At 73.3% G+C, this 15,768-nt stretch carries 15 protein-coding genes; 4 read left to right on the top strand and 11 right to left on the bottom strand.

Annotation, left to right across the window (positions count from 1 at the left end; translation table 11 throughout):
• Positions 1-12: 12 nt before the first annotated feature.
• Positions 13-1,182 (bottom strand): ATP-binding cassette domain-containing protein, encoded by a 1,170-nt coding sequence (locus EXE50_RS00305; protein WP_369333731.1) that lies wholly within the window; start codon positions 1,180-1,182, stop codon positions 13-15.
• A 155-nt stretch (positions 1,183-1,337) separates the two neighbouring features.
• Positions 1,338-2,504, bottom strand: coding sequence for a vitamin B12 ABC transporter permease BtuC (btuC, locus tag EXE50_RS00310; RefSeq protein WP_137704042.1), 1,167 nt, complete (start codon positions 2,502-2,504; stop codon positions 1,338-1,340).
• A gap of 62 nt (positions 2,505-2,566) precedes the next feature.
• Here btuC and EXE50_RS00315 point away from each other — a divergent pair, with 62 nt between their 5' ends.
• Positions 2,567-3,796 carry a PGF-CTERM-anchored ABC transporter substrate-binding protein gene (locus EXE50_RS00315; protein WP_137704043.1) on the top strand — a complete coding sequence of 410 codons (1,230 nt, stop codon included), beginning with the start codon at positions 2,567-2,569 and terminating at the stop codon, positions 3,794-3,796.
• 48 nt (positions 3,797-3,844) lie between these two features.
• Here the strand turns inward: EXE50_RS00315 and EXE50_RS00320 are convergent, their stop codons facing one another.
• Complete coding sequence (locus EXE50_RS00320) at positions 3,845-5,092, bottom strand: pyridoxal-phosphate dependent enzyme (RefSeq protein WP_053772335.1); 1,248 nt, start codon at positions 5,090-5,092, stop codon at positions 3,845-3,847.
• A gap of 419 nt (positions 5,093-5,511) precedes the next feature.
• Positions 5,512-6,072, bottom strand: coding sequence for a hypothetical protein (locus EXE50_RS00325; RefSeq protein ID WP_053772334.1), 561 nt, complete (start codon positions 6,070-6,072; stop codon positions 5,512-5,514).
• Between the two features lie 99 nt (positions 6,073-6,171).
• On the opposite strand from EXE50_RS00325, the gene EXE50_RS00330 reads away from it, so the two are divergent.
• Entirely contained in the window at positions 6,172-7,494 is a 1,323-nt protein-coding gene (locus tag EXE50_RS00330) for an NAD(P)/FAD-dependent oxidoreductase (RefSeq protein WP_137704044.1), read from the top strand.
• Positions 7,495-7,516: 22 nt separating this feature from the next.
• On the opposite strand, the gene EXE50_RS00335 is transcribed toward EXE50_RS00330, so the two are convergent.
• From EXE50_RS00335 to EXE50_RS00360, 6 genes are all read right to left on the bottom strand, one after another.
• The gene (locus EXE50_RS00335; RefSeq protein ID WP_137704045.1) at positions 7,517-7,699 is read right to left on the bottom strand and encodes a hypothetical protein; all 183 of its coding nucleotides are present in this window, start codon (positions 7,697-7,699) and stop codon (positions 7,517-7,519) included.
• Positions 7,700-7,799: 100 nt separating this feature from the next.
• Entirely contained in the window at positions 7,800-8,954 is a 1,155-nt protein-coding gene (locus tag EXE50_RS00340; RefSeq protein WP_137704046.1) for a thiamine pyrophosphate-dependent dehydrogenase E1 component subunit alpha, read from the bottom strand.
• A 170-nt stretch (positions 8,955-9,124) separates the two neighbouring features.
• Positions 9,125-10,165, bottom strand: a complete 1,041-nt coding sequence (locus tag EXE50_RS00345) for an NAD(P)-dependent alcohol dehydrogenase (RefSeq protein WP_053772330.1) — start codon at positions 10,163-10,165, stop codon at positions 9,125-9,127.
• 91 nt (positions 10,166-10,256) lie between these two features.
• Positions 10,257-11,054 carry a metallophosphoesterase gene (locus EXE50_RS00350; RefSeq protein WP_053772329.1) on the bottom strand — a complete coding sequence of 266 codons (798 nt, stop codon included), beginning with the start codon at positions 11,052-11,054 and terminating at the stop codon, positions 10,257-10,259.
• Positions 11,051-11,782, bottom strand: coding sequence for a J domain-containing protein (locus EXE50_RS00355; protein WP_137704047.1), 732 nt, complete (start codon positions 11,780-11,782; stop codon positions 11,051-11,053). Before EXE50_RS00355 ends, EXE50_RS00350 begins: the two co-directional genes overlap by 4 nt.
• Before the next feature lie 101 nt (positions 11,783-11,883).
• Positions 11,884-12,141: an MTH865 family protein gene (locus EXE50_RS00360; protein WP_053772327.1), complete on the bottom strand. Its 258-nt coding sequence runs from the start codon at positions 12,139-12,141 to the stop codon at positions 11,884-11,886.
• Between the two features lie 139 nt (positions 12,142-12,280).
• Between EXE50_RS00360 and EXE50_RS00365 the strand changes: the two genes are divergently transcribed.
• Entirely contained in the window at positions 12,281-13,339 is a 1,059-nt protein-coding gene (locus EXE50_RS00365) for a M42 family metallopeptidase (RefSeq protein WP_137704048.1), read from the top strand.
• A gap of 27 nt (positions 13,340-13,366) precedes the next feature.
• Here EXE50_RS00365 and EXE50_RS00370 read toward each other — a convergent pair whose 3' ends face one another.
• Positions 13,367-14,668 carry an MFS transporter gene (locus tag EXE50_RS00370; RefSeq protein WP_121599302.1) on the bottom strand — a complete coding sequence of 434 codons (1,302 nt, stop codon included), beginning with the start codon at positions 14,666-14,668 and terminating at the stop codon, positions 13,367-13,369.
• Positions 14,669-14,853: 185 nt separating this feature from the next.
• Between EXE50_RS00370 and EXE50_RS00375 the strand changes: the two genes are divergently transcribed.
• Positions 14,854-15,738, top strand: coding sequence for a substrate-binding domain-containing protein (locus EXE50_RS00375; protein ID WP_137704049.1), 885 nt, complete (start codon positions 14,854-14,856; stop codon positions 15,736-15,738).
• Positions 15,739-15,768: the final 30 nt, after the last annotated feature.

Below are 15,768 nucleotides of genomic sequence, written 5' to 3' on the forward strand. Positions count from 1 at the left end.
TTCGCGGACGGCTCACTCCCCGTCCGCGGTCGCGGCCGCGACCGCGTCGAGCAGTTCCGCGCCGCTCGCGTCGGCGGCGACCGAGACGACCCGGTCGGCGGCCGCGGCCACCTCGGCGTTCGGGCCGCGCGGCGCGTCGGGGGCACCCAGGCCCTCCGACCCGACGACGAGCGTCGCGTCCGCGTCGGCCGCGAGACTCCGCGCCGCCGCGACCGCCGCCGCGGACGGGGCCTCGAACGGCGGCGCCGTCACGGCGGTCGCGCCCGCGTCCGCGGCGGCGCCGGCGGCGGCGTCCCCCGCCGGAACGACGCCGACGGAGGCTTCGTGGCCCGCGGCCGCCAGCCGGGCGACGGCGCGCGCCGCCGGGCGCCCCGTGCCGATCACGTGGACGCGCCGGGGCTCGACGTCGCTGTGGGGGAACGCCGTCACCGCGGGCGCGCCGGTCGCCGGGTCGCGGCCGACGAACGCCTCGGCGTCGAAGGCGGCGCCGACGGTCGACGCCGAGAGCACGTCCTCAGGCGGGCCGGCGGCCCGGACGCCGCCGTTCGCGAGGACGACGACCTCGTCGCAGTACCGGGCCGCGGCGTCGAGGTCGTGGATCGCGGCGATCGCCCCCCGGTCGCCGTCGTCGACGAACGCGCGGACCAGTTCCAGCGTCTCGACCGCGTGGTTCACGTCGAGGCTGGCGGTCGGCTCGTCCAGGAGGAGGAGCGGGGCCGCCTGCGCCAGGGCCCGGGCGAGCAGGACGCGCTGGCGCTCGCCGCCGGAGACCTCGGTGATCGAGCGGTCCGCGAACCGCTCGACGTCGGCCGCGGCCATCGCGGCGTCGACCGCCTCGTCGTCCGCGACGCCGTGCGCGTCGAAGCGCCCGAGGTGCGGGGTCCGCCCCATCTCGACGACGTGGCGCACGCGGAAGTCGAACGCGAGGTTCGTCGCCTGCGGGACGCTCGCGACCCGGCGCCCGACCGCCTTGGCCGACAGCGACGCCGCCGGGTCGCCGCCGATCTCGACGGTCCCGGCGTCCGGCTCGACGGCCCCGGTCACCGCGCGCAACACCGTCGTCTTGCCGGCGCCGTTGGGGCCGACGAGGCCGACGAGCGACCCCGGCTCGACGCGGAGGTCGACCCCGGAGACGACGTCGAGGTCGCCGAACGAGACGGCAACGTCCGCGACCGACAGCAGCGGGTCGTCGCCGAACGACCGAGCGGTGTCCGGGAGCGACCCCGGTCCCGCGAGCGACGCCGACCCGTCGCGCGCGGCGGCGGGTCGGGCCTCGGCCGTCTCGGCGACGGATTCCTCGCCGTCCGCCGCCTCGGCGTCCGCGTGGCGGTCCGCGCTCACAGCTCCGTCACCTCACGGGTCACGAGCAGGTAGACGAAGAAGGGCGCGCCGACCGCGGCGGTGATGATCCCGACCGGGTACTCGGCGGGGGCGGAGCGCGCGAGCGTGTCGGCCGCGACGAGGAAGGTGCCGCCGGAAAGCGCCGCGGTCGGGAGCAGCACCCGGTGGTCGGGGCCGACGACGAGCCGGAGCATGTGCGGGACGATGAGGCCGACGAACCCGATCACGCCGGCGAACGCGACGCCCGCGGCCGTGACCAGCGCCGACGCCGCGAGCAGCACGCGCTTGGTCCGCTCGACGGCGATGCCGAGCCCTCGGGCCTCCTCCTCGCCGAGCAGGAGGACGTTGAGGTCGCGGGCGTACGCGAGCAGCACGGCGAACAGCGGCGGCACGACGACGGCGGTGACGGCGACCTCGCTCCACGCCGCGCCGGAGAGGTGGCCCATCAGCCACGCGACGATCTGGCGGAGCGACTCGCCGGCCTGGAGCTGGAGGTACGAGACGACCGCGCCGAGGAACGTCTGGACCGCGACGCCGGCCAGGAGGAGGGTGGCGACGGGCGTCCGGCCGCCCCGGGTCGCGATGGCGTACACGCCGAAGGCGGCGGCGAGCGCGCCGACGAACGCGAAGAGGCTCGTCCCGGCGCCGCGCGAGAGCGCGACCTCGACCGGCCCGAAGAGGGGGACGGCGACCGTCGCCGAGAGCGCGGCGGGGAAGACGATGTACGCGACCGCGCCGACCGCCGCGCCCGAGGAGACGCCGATTATCGAGGGGTCGGCCATCGGGTTGCGGAAGAAGCCCTGCATCACCGTGCCGGCGGCCGCGAGCGCGAACCCGACGAGCGCGGCCAGCAGGATCCGCGGCAGCCGCACGCCCACGACGATCTGCTGGTGGACCGAGTCGACGGGGAACGCGAACGGGGACGCGAACGCGAGGTCGACGCCCGGGAGCGTCAGCGGTCCGACGCCGGGGACCGGCAGCGGACCGACGCCGCTGGCGCTCGTCTCGATCCCCGCTGGCACCGCGAGCGCGTTCAGCACCGACTTCACGACGGTCTCGGGCGGGACGGAGACGGGACCGATCGCGGCGCTGACCACGACGGCGACCGCGAGGAGCGCGGCTACCGCCGCCGACCAGTACGCCGACCGAACCCATGGTCGCATGCGTACTCCAACACAACTTGTAGTAGGTAAATACTTATTGGACGAGTCCGGTCATGGACGCGATGCGAGACAGCTTCGCGATCGCGATAGCCGTGCTGGTGACGACCGCCCTGATCGGCGGCGTCGCCGGGACGGCGGCGGGCGCACAGTCGACGATATCGACCGACGGGCCCACCGCGGGCGCGCAGCCGGCGGTCGGCGCGGCGGCGACGGGCGCGGGGGCCGCGCAGACCGACGGCGCCTGCGGCTTCCCGTACAACGCGACCGACGCCACCGGCGAGACGATAACCTTAGAGGAGCGCCCCGACCGGATCACGACGATCTCCCCGTCTGCGGCGCAGACGCTGTGGGAGCTCGGCGCGCAGGACCGCGTCGTCGGCGTGAGCCAGTTCGCCTTCTACCTCGACGGCGCCGAGGAGCGGGCGAACGTTTCCGCCTCGTTCGGCGCGAGCGTCGAGCGCGTCGTCGACACCGAGCCCGACCTCGTGTTGGCGCCGAACTCCTCGGCGGCCGACGTGGAGCCGCTCCGCGAGCAGGGGCTGACCGTCTACCACTTCCCGGCGGCGACGAGCATCGGCGACATCGCCGAGAAGACGGAGACGATCGGTCGACTCGTGGGCGCGTGCGAGGCCGCGAGCGAGACCAACGCGGAGATGTACGACGCGGTGGAGGCGGCCGAGGAGCGGACCAGCGGCGTCGACCGGCCGACCGCCCTCTACCCCCTCGGCGGCGGCTACGTGGCGGCGAACAACACCTTCATCGACGCGATCATGACCGCGGGCGGGACCGACAACGCCGCCGCGGAGTACGAGGCGTACCCGCAACTCTCCGACGAGGTAATCCTAGAGACGGACCCCGAGCTGATCATCGTCACCGACTCCGAGGCCGCGATCCTCGACCAGGAGCCGTACGCCAGCACGACCGCGGGCGCCGAGGACAGCTACGTGGTGATGAACGTGAACCACCTCAACCAGCCGGCGCCGCGCAGCGTGATCGAGTCGACGACGACGCTGTCGAACGCCGTGGTCGAGCTACGGAGCGACGGCAGCGAGTCGACGCACGGCGCCGAGGGCGGCTCGTCTGACGGGGACGGCTCCGACGGCGGCGATTCCTCGGGCGACGGCTCCGGGGACGGCGACGCGTCGGACGGTTCGACGACCGGAGATTCGGACGGGACCGACGGCGGCGACGGGGAGAGCGCCGGCGACACGGGCGCGGAGTCGCCCGGGTTCGGCGCCGTCGCGGCCGCGCTCGCGCTGCTCGCGACCGGCCTGCTCGCGCGGGGCGAGTGACGGGCGAGGAGCGCGCGAGCCGCACCGAGCGCTGACCGACGGGTCCGTCTAGATCCCCTGTCCCATCAGGTGGCTGCGGAGCACGTCGGGCGTCTTCAGCCCGGCGTCGCTGTTGAGCAGCACGACGGTCTCGTCGCCGTCGAAGAAGCCCTCCTCGGCGAGCGCCCACGCGCCGGCGGGGGCCGCGCCGCCCGTGGCGCCCATCTCGACGACCTCGTTCTGCGCCACGGCGACCGCGCTCGCGAGGATGTCGTCGTCGTCGACGCCGACCGCGGTCCCGCCGCTCTCGGTGACCGCCGCGACGGCCGCGGCGCCGCCGGCGGGGTCCGCGATCTCCAGTTCACCGCAGATGGTGTCGGGCGTCCCCCACGGCTCGGGCTCGTCGAGGCCCCGCTCGACGGCGGCCGCGATCGGGGCGCAGCCCGCCGCCTGCGCCGCGACGACCTTCGGCGTCCCGTCGATCGCGCCGATCCGGTCGAGCTCGTCGAACCCCTTGTACACGCCGGTGACGACCTCGCCGGAGCCGGTCGGGACGACGACGACGTCGGGGGCGTCGCCGAGGTCGGCGACGAGCTCGAACGCGACCGTCTTGGCGCCCTCGTGGCGGTAGGGGGTGACGAACTCGCCGAGGTCGGTGTACTCGGTCTCCAGCTGCTCGTCGACCGCCTCGGCGGCGTCCGGGAAGCGCCCGCCGACCACGCGCATCTCGCCGCCGTGGACGTTCGTCATCGACTTGTTCGAGAACGCGCAGCGCGAGGGGACGAACGCGTACGAGCGCAGGTCCGCCCGGCCCGCGTACGCCGCCATCGACTGCCCGGCGTTGCCGGGACTCGCGCAGACGAGCGGCTCCACGTCGGCGCCGTCGGCCGCCCGCCTCGCGACCGCCGTCATCGCGAGCGAGAGCCCGCGGTCGAGGACGGTCCCCGTCGGGTTTCGCCCCTCGTCTTTGACGTACACCGCGTCGACGTCGAGCTCGCCGGCGAGCCGGTCGGTCGCCACGAGCGGCGTGGCGCCCTCGCCCGCGGTGAGCGCGTCCGCGGCCGGGAACGGGAGCAGCGCGTCGAAGCGCCAGTGGCCCCTCGCGGTCGCGGGCGCGGCCCGGGCGTCGCCGCTGCCGCCCCGCGCCGCGGGGTCGAACAGGTCGTCCGGGTCGACCGCGTCGTAGTCGTAGACGGGGTCGAGGCCGCGCGCCCGCTCGTCGTCGTCGATCGCGGCCGCGTCGGCGGTCTCGTGGACGCGTCCCGACGCCCGACTCTCCAGCCCGCGAAACGCCGGCGTGGTCTCGAAGTCAGCCATAGCGAACCTTGCGGCGGCGGCGACTAATCGCTTCGCACTCCGAGACGGGCTGCCGGCGGACTGACACCACGACAACGCGGTGGTGCGTGCCGACGAGCGGCCGTAGGGCACGAGTCGCACGCGCGAGGGACGCGGTGAGTGAGGGGCGACCGCAGGGAGCCCCGACCGAGCCGCGAGGCTGGGGAGGCGTGAGGTGCGGTGCCGTGCGGGGTGGGACTCGAAGGGGCAGCCGGGAGGCGGGCGCAGGCGACGCAAGCACTGGAAGGAGCGAACGAAGTGAGCGACTGAAGCGCGCAGCGAGCGTGCGCCCGCCTCCCGGCTGGGGCTTCGTGGGCGCTCGCGTCGGCCGTCGGGTTATGATCTCCTGAGTCCGACGCCGCGACACGGTCGAATCCGGACCGCTCACCGGCTCCAGAATGTCACCACTGCGAGGAGGGCGGCAGTCGGAAGAGCGCGATCAACCGACTGAGCGCGTACACCGCGGCGTACAGGAACGCAGCCGAGGGCGCCGCGACGAGGAGCGCGAGGTAGGTCCCGAACGTGGCGGCACCGCCGATCGCTCGGAACCGACCCGTCTGACTCACGGCTCGAAGCCGGCCCCACCGGTGCGTCAGAGCCGCCAGCCCGCCGCCGAGAAATGTCCCGGCGACGATGGCGACGAGCGCGAGCGGCCCCGGAGACCGGAGCGAAGCGATAACGGCCGAGGGAGATTCGAATCGTCCCAAGACGACGGTGAGAAACGCAAACGCCAGGAGCGCGGCGCCGACCTGGAAGAGGTCCGCGGCCCGCCCGTCGATGGCACTCCTCGACGGAGCGGCGTCCGGGTCGAACAGCCAGCCCGACAGCCCGAACCCGACCAGCCCGAACAGGGCGACCGGCGCGCCGAGCGCGCCGCTCGCGCCCGGACCGCCGACCGACAGCCAGACGCCGAGCGGGACGAGGGCGAGGGACAGCCACCGACCGACCGCGACGCGGTCCACGCGTGGGACTCGCGCGCCCCCGACAACAAGCGTGGTCACCGCGACGTCCGCGATCCGATCCCGCCGCCGCTTATAAACCCGCGACCCGATACTCGAAGCATGAACGGAGACGCCACGGTCGTCGGCGGCGGACTGGCGGGGCTGGTCGCGGCGAGGCGGCTCGCCGAGGCGGGCGCGGACGTGACGCTGTACGAGCGACGGCCCGGGGTCGGCGGCCGAGTCCGAACCGAGACGGTCGACGGGTTCACGCTCGACCGCGGCTTTCAGGTGCTCTTCTCCAGCTATCCCGGCGTCGACCGCGAACTCGGCGCGGACGGGCTCGACGCCCTCGACTTACGCACCTTCGCGCCCGGCGCGACGATCTGTCGGCCCGGCTCGCGCTCGGTCCTCGGCGACCCGCTCCGCGACCCGCGGTCCGCGGTCCCCTCCCTGTTGAACGACGAGGTCTCGTTCTCCGACAAGCTCCGGACGCTCGCGCTCCGGTACGACCTCGCGAACCGCGACGAGGCCGAGTTCTTCGCCGGCCCGGACGCGCCGATCCGCGAGTACCTCCGCGACTGGGGGTTCGCCGACGACTACGTCGAGAACTTCGTCGAGCCGTTCTACGGCGGGATCACCCTCGACCGCACGCTGTCGACCTCGAAGCACGTCTTCGAGTACACGTTCCGCGCGATGGGCCGCGGGTCGATCGGCGTCCCCGCAGAGGGGATGGCCGCGCTCCCCGCCGCGCTCGCCGACCGCGCCCGCGAGGCGGGCGTCGATATCCGGACCGGCGAGGACGTGGAGGCGGTCCGGACCGCCGGACGGGGCCGGATCCCGTTCCGGAGCGGTGCGGCCGACGCCGAGGGCGCCACCGTCGAACTCGCGGACGGATCGACCCGCGAGGCGGACGCGGTCGTCGTCGCGACCTCGCCGCCCGAGGCCCGCCGGCTCACCGGCGTCGAGTCCGTCCCGACAGAGGGCGTGCCGAACACGACCGGCTGGTACGCGCTCCCCGCGGGCGAGTCGTTCGAGACGGGGAAACGGATCCTGCTCAACGCCGCGGGCGAGTCGCCGAACGCCGTGGTCCCGATGTCGGAGGTCGCGCCCGAGTACGCCCCGGGCGACCGCGCGCTGGTCGCCGCGACGTTCCTCGGCGAGGAGTCCTTGGAGCGCGACGACCGGGCCCTCCGCGCGGACGTCCGCGACGCGCTGGCGGCGTGGTTCCCGGACCGCGAGTTCGAGGGGGTAGAAACGCTCGACGTCCACCGGATCCGGTTCGCGCAGTTCGCGCAGCCGCCGGGCGTCCACGCCGACCTCCCCGGCGTCGACGACCCCGAGGGGCCGGTGACGCTCGCCGGCGACTACACAGAGTGGTCGTCGATCCAGGGCGCGCTCGAAAGCGGTCGGAAGGCGGCGAGCGCGGCGACCGAGTACCTGTAGGCCGGCGAACCCCGTCGAGAGGTTACGAGCCGTCGCCGGCGTCGTCGTCCGCGCGGCGCCCGAGGCCGACGATCGCCGCGAGCACGGCCACGCCGATCGTCCACCGGGTGTTGTTCCGGAGTCCGATCCCGAACAGCAGCAGCGCGTTCGCCGCCAACAGGAGGAGGACGGCGTTCAGCCGCCGCCGGAGGGTCGAGTCGTCCATGCCAACTCGTAGGGGGCGAGGCCCCGATAGCGGTGGCGATCGCGGGACCCAGCCGACCGACCGTGCGCCCCTCGTCGAAGCGACCGGGTCGCCGCCGGCGTCACTCCTCGCGCGAGAACGCCCCCTCGCCGTGCTCCTCGACGGCGGCGAGCAGCTCGTCGCGCTGGCGGCGGATCTCGGGCGGGAGCTCGGCGGACGCGTGGTCAAACATGTCGCGCGGGTCGGCCTCGATCGACTCCGCGAAGTCGATGGCGTCGGCGACGACCTCGTCGGCCTCGTCGCGTATCGCCGCGACCCCCTCGTCGCCGATCCGCCCGGTCTCGCGCAGGAACGCCTCCGTGCGGTCGAGCGGGTCGAGCGCACGCCACGGGTCCACGTCGTCGGGGTCGCGGTATGCGCCCGGGTCGTCGGCGGTCGTGTGCGCGCCGAAGCGGTACTCGACGAATTCGATGAGGACGGGGCGCGGCTCGTCCCCGCCGGCGCCGTCCGTCTCGCCTCGCGCGCGCTCGGCGGCCTCCCGCGTGACCGCGTAGCTCGCGAGCGGGTCCATCCCGTCGACGCGGACGCCGTCGAAGCCGTAGGCGGTCGCCTTCGCCGCGAACGTGTCGCTCGCGGTCTGTCGCGACTCGGGGATCGAGATGGCCCAGCCGTTGTTGTGACAGCAGAACAGCGTCGGCGTGTCGAACACGCCCGCGAAGTTCAGCGCCTCGTGGAAGTCGCCCTCGCTGGTCGCGCCGTCGCCGAAGTGGCAGGCGACGACGCGGTCCTCGCCGCGGTGGTCGAACGCCCACGCGGCGCCGACCGCGTGCGGGAGGTGCGCCGCGATGCCGATGTTCAGCGGGAAGACGTTGCCCGCCGCGATCGCTTCCGTCCCGGACTCGTGGCCCATCCAGTAGGGGAGGTACTCGGCGAGGAGGTCGCGGACGACGACCGCGCCGTGCTCGCGGTACTGGTAGCTGATCAGGTCGTCGGCCGCGAGCGCGTGCGTCGAGCCGACCGCCGATCCCTCCTGGCCCGCGCAGGGCGCGTACGTCCCGATGCGGCCCTGACGCTGGAGGCTCACCGCGCGCTCGTCGAAGCGGCGCGTGACCACCAGGTCGCGGTAGATCTCGCGGAACCGCTCGTCCGACAGGTCCGGGACCGACGCGTCGGGGAGTGGACTCCCGTCCGGCCCGAGCACGCGGTAGAGGTCCTCGCCTGCGAGGGGGTCGGTCGCGTCGCCCCCGTCCGACGCGCCGGCGCCGTTCTCGTCCATGCGCGATCGGTGTGGCCCGTGGTCACAAGGAGTTAGCGGTCGCGGCGGCGCATTACCCGCCCGCGTGCCGCCGACGGACGAAGATCACCGGCGGACCGATCAGCGTTCCGGCGAGCGTCGGCAGCGCGAACACGAGGGCGACGATGAGCGGCGTGGGACCGCCGACCGGCTCAGGGCGTGATGACGGCGCGCCCGTCGATCTCCCGGTGTTCGAGCTTCTCGGCGACCGCGTTGATCTCGCCGAGGTCGTACCGGCTGGTGTGGAGGTCGACGTCGCCCTGCTCGACGAGCGCGACGAGCTCCTGGAGCTCGGCGTACCGGCCGACGATGTTGCCGACGAAGGAGAACTCGCCGTTCACCAGCGCCTGCGCCGGCTCGTGGACGTGGCCGCCGTACCCGATGATGTGGTGGTCGCCGCCGGCGGCGGTGATCTCGGGGGCGTAGGCGGTCGTCACGTCCTCGCCGACGAAGTCGAGCACCTGCGCCGCACCGGTTCCGTCCGTGATACCCTCGATTTCGACCGCCACGTCCTCCTCGCTCGGGTTGATCAGGTGGTCGGCGCCGTAGCCGTCCGCGAGGTTCAGCGCCGACTCCTTGAGGTCGACCGCGGTGATCCGGGCCGCGCTCATCGCGTCGAGGCACTGGAGGCCGATGTGGCCGAGCCCGCCGACGCCGATGACGACGGCGTGGTCGCCGGGATTGAGGGCCGCGACGGCCTTCTTCGCGGCGTGGTACGCGGTGATCCCCGCGTCGGCGTGCGGGGCGATGTCGATCGGTTCGACGCCCGACGGCAGCGGGATCACCGAGCGCTCGCTGGTGTGGAGGTACTCGGCGAAGCCGCCGTCGGTCGTGAGCCCGTTGAACGCGTCGTTCTCGCAGTACATCGTCTCGCCGAGCCGGCAGGGCCGACACGTGCCGCAGGTCTGGACCGGGTGGCAGATCACCGGGTCGCCCGGCGAGACGAGGTCGACGTTGTCCCCCGTCTCGACCACGGTGCCGGCGTTCTCGTGTCCGAGGGTCATGGGCAGTTCCTGCGGGACGTACTCGGCCCACATCCCCTCGATGATGTGGTTGTCAGTCTGACACCACCCCGCCCCCTCGACCTCGACGATCACGTCGTCCGGACCGCTCGCAGTCGGGCGGTCGACCTCGTCGATCGTCAGTCCCTCGCTCATGTCGTCCGTGTACTCGTGGAGTCTCGCGGCTTCCATGCGTGAGAAACTCACGCGGAATTCACATAAACGTTCGTCGCAGACCTCGCGGGCGCGGCGGTGCCGCGCGTCGACCCACCCGGCAGGGCGGTCACAACAACCGGTCGAACTCGCCCAGCGGCGGGAACCGAAGCGCGCTCTCTGCGCCGTCGGCGGCGCCGGCGTCGGGGTCGTACACGACCGGCGCGAGCGCGGCCGCGTCGGTGACGAGCGGGGAGTCGAGCCCGGTCCGGACCGCGTCGTTGACCGGAACACCCGCCGCCAAGCGCGTGAACGCGGGCAACACGAGGAGGTCGGCGCCGCGGTAGGTCCCGGCGCCGCTGAGGAAACAGGGGCGCCGGTCGCCCTCGATCTCGATCGTCGGGTGGACGTGGCCGATCACGTAGCGGTCGGCGGGCGCCGACGCGCGCCCGGCCGCGGGCGCCTCGTGGCCGTGCCGGACGACGGTCCGCGGCGCCCCGGCGGCCCCGCTGTCGGAGTCGTCGCCGTTCAGGACTAGCTCCTCGCTGACCGGCCCGTCCCAGGCGTCGGCGAGCGCGGCGTCGTGGTTGCCGGCGACGAGTTCGAGGGGCGCACCGCTCGCCTCGCAGCGGTCGCGGAGCGCGTTCAGGGTCCCGCGGGCCCTGTCTGTCACCCGGTCGAAGGTGTGGACCGCGTCGCCCGCGACGACGACCGTCTCGGGGTCGAACCGGTCGAGGAGCGCGTCGAGGCGGTCGGCGAGGTCCGCTCGCTCGCCCAGCGGGAGCGAGACGGCCGAGGCCTCGCCGCGGCCGACGTGGAGGTCGGCGAGGACGAGCGCGTCGTGGGCGCGGAGGTAGACCGCTCGCTCCGCGAACGCGGCGTCGGCGAACGCGGTCGGGCCCGCGGCGTCGGGGCGGCGGTCGGTCACCGGCCGTACCCGGCCGAGGGCTCGCGGCGCGCGCCGCCGCGGTCCGCCGGCCCGCCGTCGGCGTGGTTGCGGGCGGTCGCGTACGCCTCGCGGACGCGGCGGAACGACTCCTCGTCGCCGCCCTGGTCGGGATGGGTCTCCTTGACGCGCTCGCGGTAGGCGCCCTTCACCGCGTCGAGGTCGGCGTCGCGGTCGAGGCCCAGCTCGTCGAAGGCGTCGCCGACGGGGTCGGGCCGGCCGGCGGTCCCGGTCGCGGGACCGAACCGGTCGCCGCCGAAGCGCCCGGCGTGCCCCGCGTTTGACCCGGCGGACTCGCCGGTCGCCCAGTCGGGCTCGTCGACGTCGAACGGGAGCCGGCGACCGAGCCCGCGGCCCGGCATCTCGTGCTCGCAGAGGACTGTGTAGACGCCCTCGCCCTCCAGCCGGAAGTAGTCGTGCGCGTCGAAGGTGATGGCGACGCCGCGCTCGGGCAGGTAGAAGGGGACCGTCACCTCGTCGATCGCGTGATCCTCGGCGAAGCGCTCGCCCGCCGCCTCCAGGTACGTCCGGATCTCGCGGCGGCGGCGCTCGTCGCCCGCGGCGCCGCGGCGACCCGTCGCCGCGGCCGGGGCCGGCACGAACCGGTCCCCGAGGTAGAACGCGAGCGCGACGAGCGCGGTGGCGACGGCCCCGAGGCCGACCCCCCAGAGGACCCACCGCGGCACCAGCGTCGTGAGATCGGCGAACACACCCGCCGTAGCGGCTCCGCGGTAATCAACCTCCCGCCGGAGCGGGAGCTACGGGACGGGAGCGGTGCGGCGAGAAGAGGCGTTTCGCGGGACCGGCCGACTCAGATCATCCCCTTCGACTCGAGCCCGTCGAGGATGTCGTCGACGAGCTCCTCGGCGGTGTCGTAGGGGAACTCCTGTTCGCTGCCGAGCTTCGCGGCCATCTCCATCGCGGTGAAGCTCACGTCGCCGGCCTCGAACTTCGTCGCCGGGCCGTCCGGCAGCGCCGGGACGAGGTCCATCTGGTTCTGGACGGGGAAGTCGGCGCCGCCGAAGGCCTCTAAGAACTGTTCGCGGAGTTCCGCTTTCACGTCGCTCATACACGTCCAATCCCGCGAGCGCCCGCAAAAGGGTTGCGGAACAACGATAAACATATTTACGGTTGAATACTCTCCCCCGAAGGGCGACGGTCGTGCCGGATCCTGCGGACCTTTGTCGCTGGCGCGGCCACGTGCTGACATGCCACGCGAGTTCGACTTCGACTTCGACCTGCTCCGAGAGCTGACAGAGGCCCGCGGCGTCCCCGGCTACGAGGACGACGTCCGCGAGGTCGTCCGCCGCGAGTTCGCCGAGAGCGTCGACCGCGTCCGGACGGACGCGATGGGCAACGTCGTCGGCACGGTCGAGGGCGACTCGGACTACTCGGTCGCCGTCGCCGCCCACATGGACGAGATTGGGTTCATGGTCCGCCACGTCACCGACGAGGGGTTCGTCCAGGTGGACCCGCTCGGCGGGTTCGACGCCCGCGTCCTGCGCGCGCAGCGCGTCACCGTCCACGGCGACGAGGACCTGACGGGCGTCATCGGCTCGGTCCCGCCGCACACGCTCACGGAGGAGCAGAAGGAGAAGGACGACGAAGTGAAGGACGTGTTCATCGACCTCGGGCGCGAGGCCGAGGCGGTGGAGGAAGCGGTGAGCGTCGGCGACCTCGTCACCCTCGACCAGACCACGACGCGGATGGGCGACCGGGTCACGGGGAAGGCGCTCGACGACCGGATCTGTGTGTTCGCGATGCTGGAGGCCGCCCGGCGCATCGAGGACCCCGACGTGACGATCCACTTCGCGGCGACGGTCCAGGAGGAGGTCGGCCTCCGGGGGGCGCGGGCGCTCGGCGTCGACATCGACCCGGACCTCGCGGTCGCCCTGGACGTGACCGTCGCCAACGACGTGCCGCAGGTCGGCGACCCCGCTGACGCCGTCACGGAACTCGGCGAGGGGACGGCGGTGAAGCTGAAGGACTCCTCGGTGATCACCAGCCCGAACGTCCACGCCCGACTCACCGAGGTGGCCGAAGGCGAGGGGATCGACCACCAGCACGAGGTGCTGCCCGCGGGCGGCACCGACACCGCGGGGTTCCAGAACACGGCGGGCGCGAAGCCCGTCGGGGCCCTCTCGATCCCGACGCGGTACCTCCACACCGTCACCGAGACCGCGGACGGCGGCGACGTCGAGGCGACGATAGACCTGCTGACGGCTTTCTTAGAGACCGAGACCGGCGAACACGACTACACGCTGTAAGCGCGTCGTGCGCCGCGCCGGCGCGGGTCAGTCGTCGCTCGGGACGGCCGGGCCCGGGTCGCTGGCCGCGCGGTGGGCGCCCCGCGCCTGCCACGCGAAGCCGACCGTCGCGAACGCGATGAACCCGGCCGCGAGGAGGAACCCGGCTTCCGTGCTCGTCCCGTCCATCGTGACGCCGACCAGCACCGGCCCGACGACCTGGCCGACCTTCCACGAGACGGACCGGAGGCTCATCGCGCTGGCGACGGAGTCGTACGCCTCGCCCTCGCTGACGAACAGCGACATGCTGGCCGGGAGGCGTATCGAGTCGGCGATCCCGAGGAGCGAGTAGGCGCCGAACAGCGCGAAGAAGGCCCCGCCGAGCGTCTGCGAGTCGCCGAGGTACGAGACGGTGACGGGCGAGAGGGTCCCCTCGAAGTACGCCGCGAGCGGGATGGTCGCGGTGCCGACGCCGTACAGGAGCGCGCCGACGGCGACGAACAGGTACGTGCGCTCGTAGCGGTCGGTGAGGTCGCCGACGAACCCCTGCGTGAGCGCCTTCGTCAGCTTCCCGCCCGCCATGATCCAGCCGATGGCGAACGCCGAGATGCCGAACGTCGTCCGCGCGTAGATGGGGAGGAAGATGATCACCGCCATCTTCCCGACGCTGAACGTGAACCGGAAGAAGACGAGCGCGCGCAGCATCGGGAGCCCGAGCAGCGACCGGAACGTCTCGATCCCCCCCGCGTCCTCGGGGTCCTTCTGCCCGCCGGGGTTGTCGCGCAGGAACGCGAACACCAGGGCGAACGCCGCGAGCGTGACGAGCGTCAAGACGAGGTACGTCTCGGAGAACCCGTAGGCGTACAGGAGGTAGCCGCCGACGAGGTCGCCCGCGAGCGACGAGAAGGAGGCGAACTGGTTGTACGAGCCCAGCCACCGCCCCTGCTCGTCGTCCGGGCTGATCTCGCCGATCACCGTCGCGCCCGTGATCCAGAGCACGCTCGCGCCGAGGCCCTGGACCATCCGCACGAGGACGATGTGGACGGAGCTGTCGACCAGCGCAAAGCCGACGAAGACGGCGACGTTGATCAGGAAGCCCCCGAGCAGCCACCGCTTCGCGTTCCCGGTGTCGACCTTCCGCCCCAGCGGGAGGACGATGACCAGCTGAACGATCGCGAACGCGGTCCCGAACAGCCCCTCGATGAACCCGGTGGTCCCGAAGAGATCGGCGTACAGCGCGAGGGCGATGAGGATCGTCGAGTACGCCTGACTGCGCGCGAACGCGGTCCCGGCGAGCGCCGCGAACTCGCGGTCCCCGAGCAGCCGTACCGAGTTGCCGAACTTCGCCACGGTCGTCTCCGATCCGAGCCAAGGGGATCCCGAGAAAAAAGCGCCGTCGATCCGGCGGTCCGCGTGGGGTTGTCGGTTCGACGGGACGACGGAGGTCGACCGCATCTGGGCGAACCGCGTTCCCGAATAGAAACAACGACCGATTACTTCTTACCGAAGTGTGTACGATTCCGACTACATTACGCATGCGCCGTCGACAGTACCTGCGGGCGCTCGGCCTCGGCGGTGCCGCCTCGCTGGCCGGCTGTACGACCCGGGCCGAGGAGCGCCCCGCCGACCGCGGCACGGTGACGCTCGCGGCCGCCACGACGGCGTACGACAGCGGGCTGCTCCCCGTCCTGAACCGGGGGTACGCCGACCTGTTCGGGGCGCGGGTGGAGTCGGTCGTGCGCGGGACGGGCGCCTCGCTCCGGACCGCCCGGGACGGCGACTGCGACGCCGTGCTCGTCCACGCCCGCCCGCTGGAAGACGAGTTCCTCCGGGGGGGACACGGGATCAACCGACGGCGGGTGATGGTCAACGACTTCCTGGTCGTCGGGCCGCCCGACGACCCCGCGGGCGCCGCGGGAGGCGATCCGGTGGCGGCGTTCGAGGCCGTCGCCGACGCGGGAGCGACGTTCCTCTCGCGCGGCGACCGCTCGGGGACTCACGTCCGCGAGCGTCGGATCTGGGACGAGGCGGGCGTCGACCCCGGCGGCGAGTGGTACCTCGAAACCGGCCAGGGGATGGGCGACACGCTGATCGCCGCCCGGCAGTCGGGCGCGTACACGCTCGTCGACCGCGGCACCTTCCTCGCGGTGGGCGGTGACGGCGCCCTGGCGCGGCACGTCGACCGCGGCATCGACGACCCGCCGCCGACCCTCCGGAACGAGTACGCCGTCATCCCGGTCAACCCCGCGCGACACGACGCGGCGTACGCGCTCGCCATGTCCTACGTTGGCTACCTCACCGGGCCCGGACAGTCGCGGATCGAGGATTTCCGGGTCGACGGGGAGCGTGCGTTCCGGCCGCTCGCCCGCTCGGCCGACCCCGCGTTCGACCAGTACGTCCCGAGCGACCGGGACGGGTAGCGTGGAGCCAGAGGATTGAGGTGCCACGGC

Origin of the sequence: Halorubrum sp. ARQ200 (genome assembly GCF_005435115.1) — an archaeon.
GTDB classification, from domain to species: domain Archaea; phylum Halobacteriota; class Halobacteria; order Halobacteriales; family Haloferacaceae; genus Halorubrum; species Halorubrum tropicale.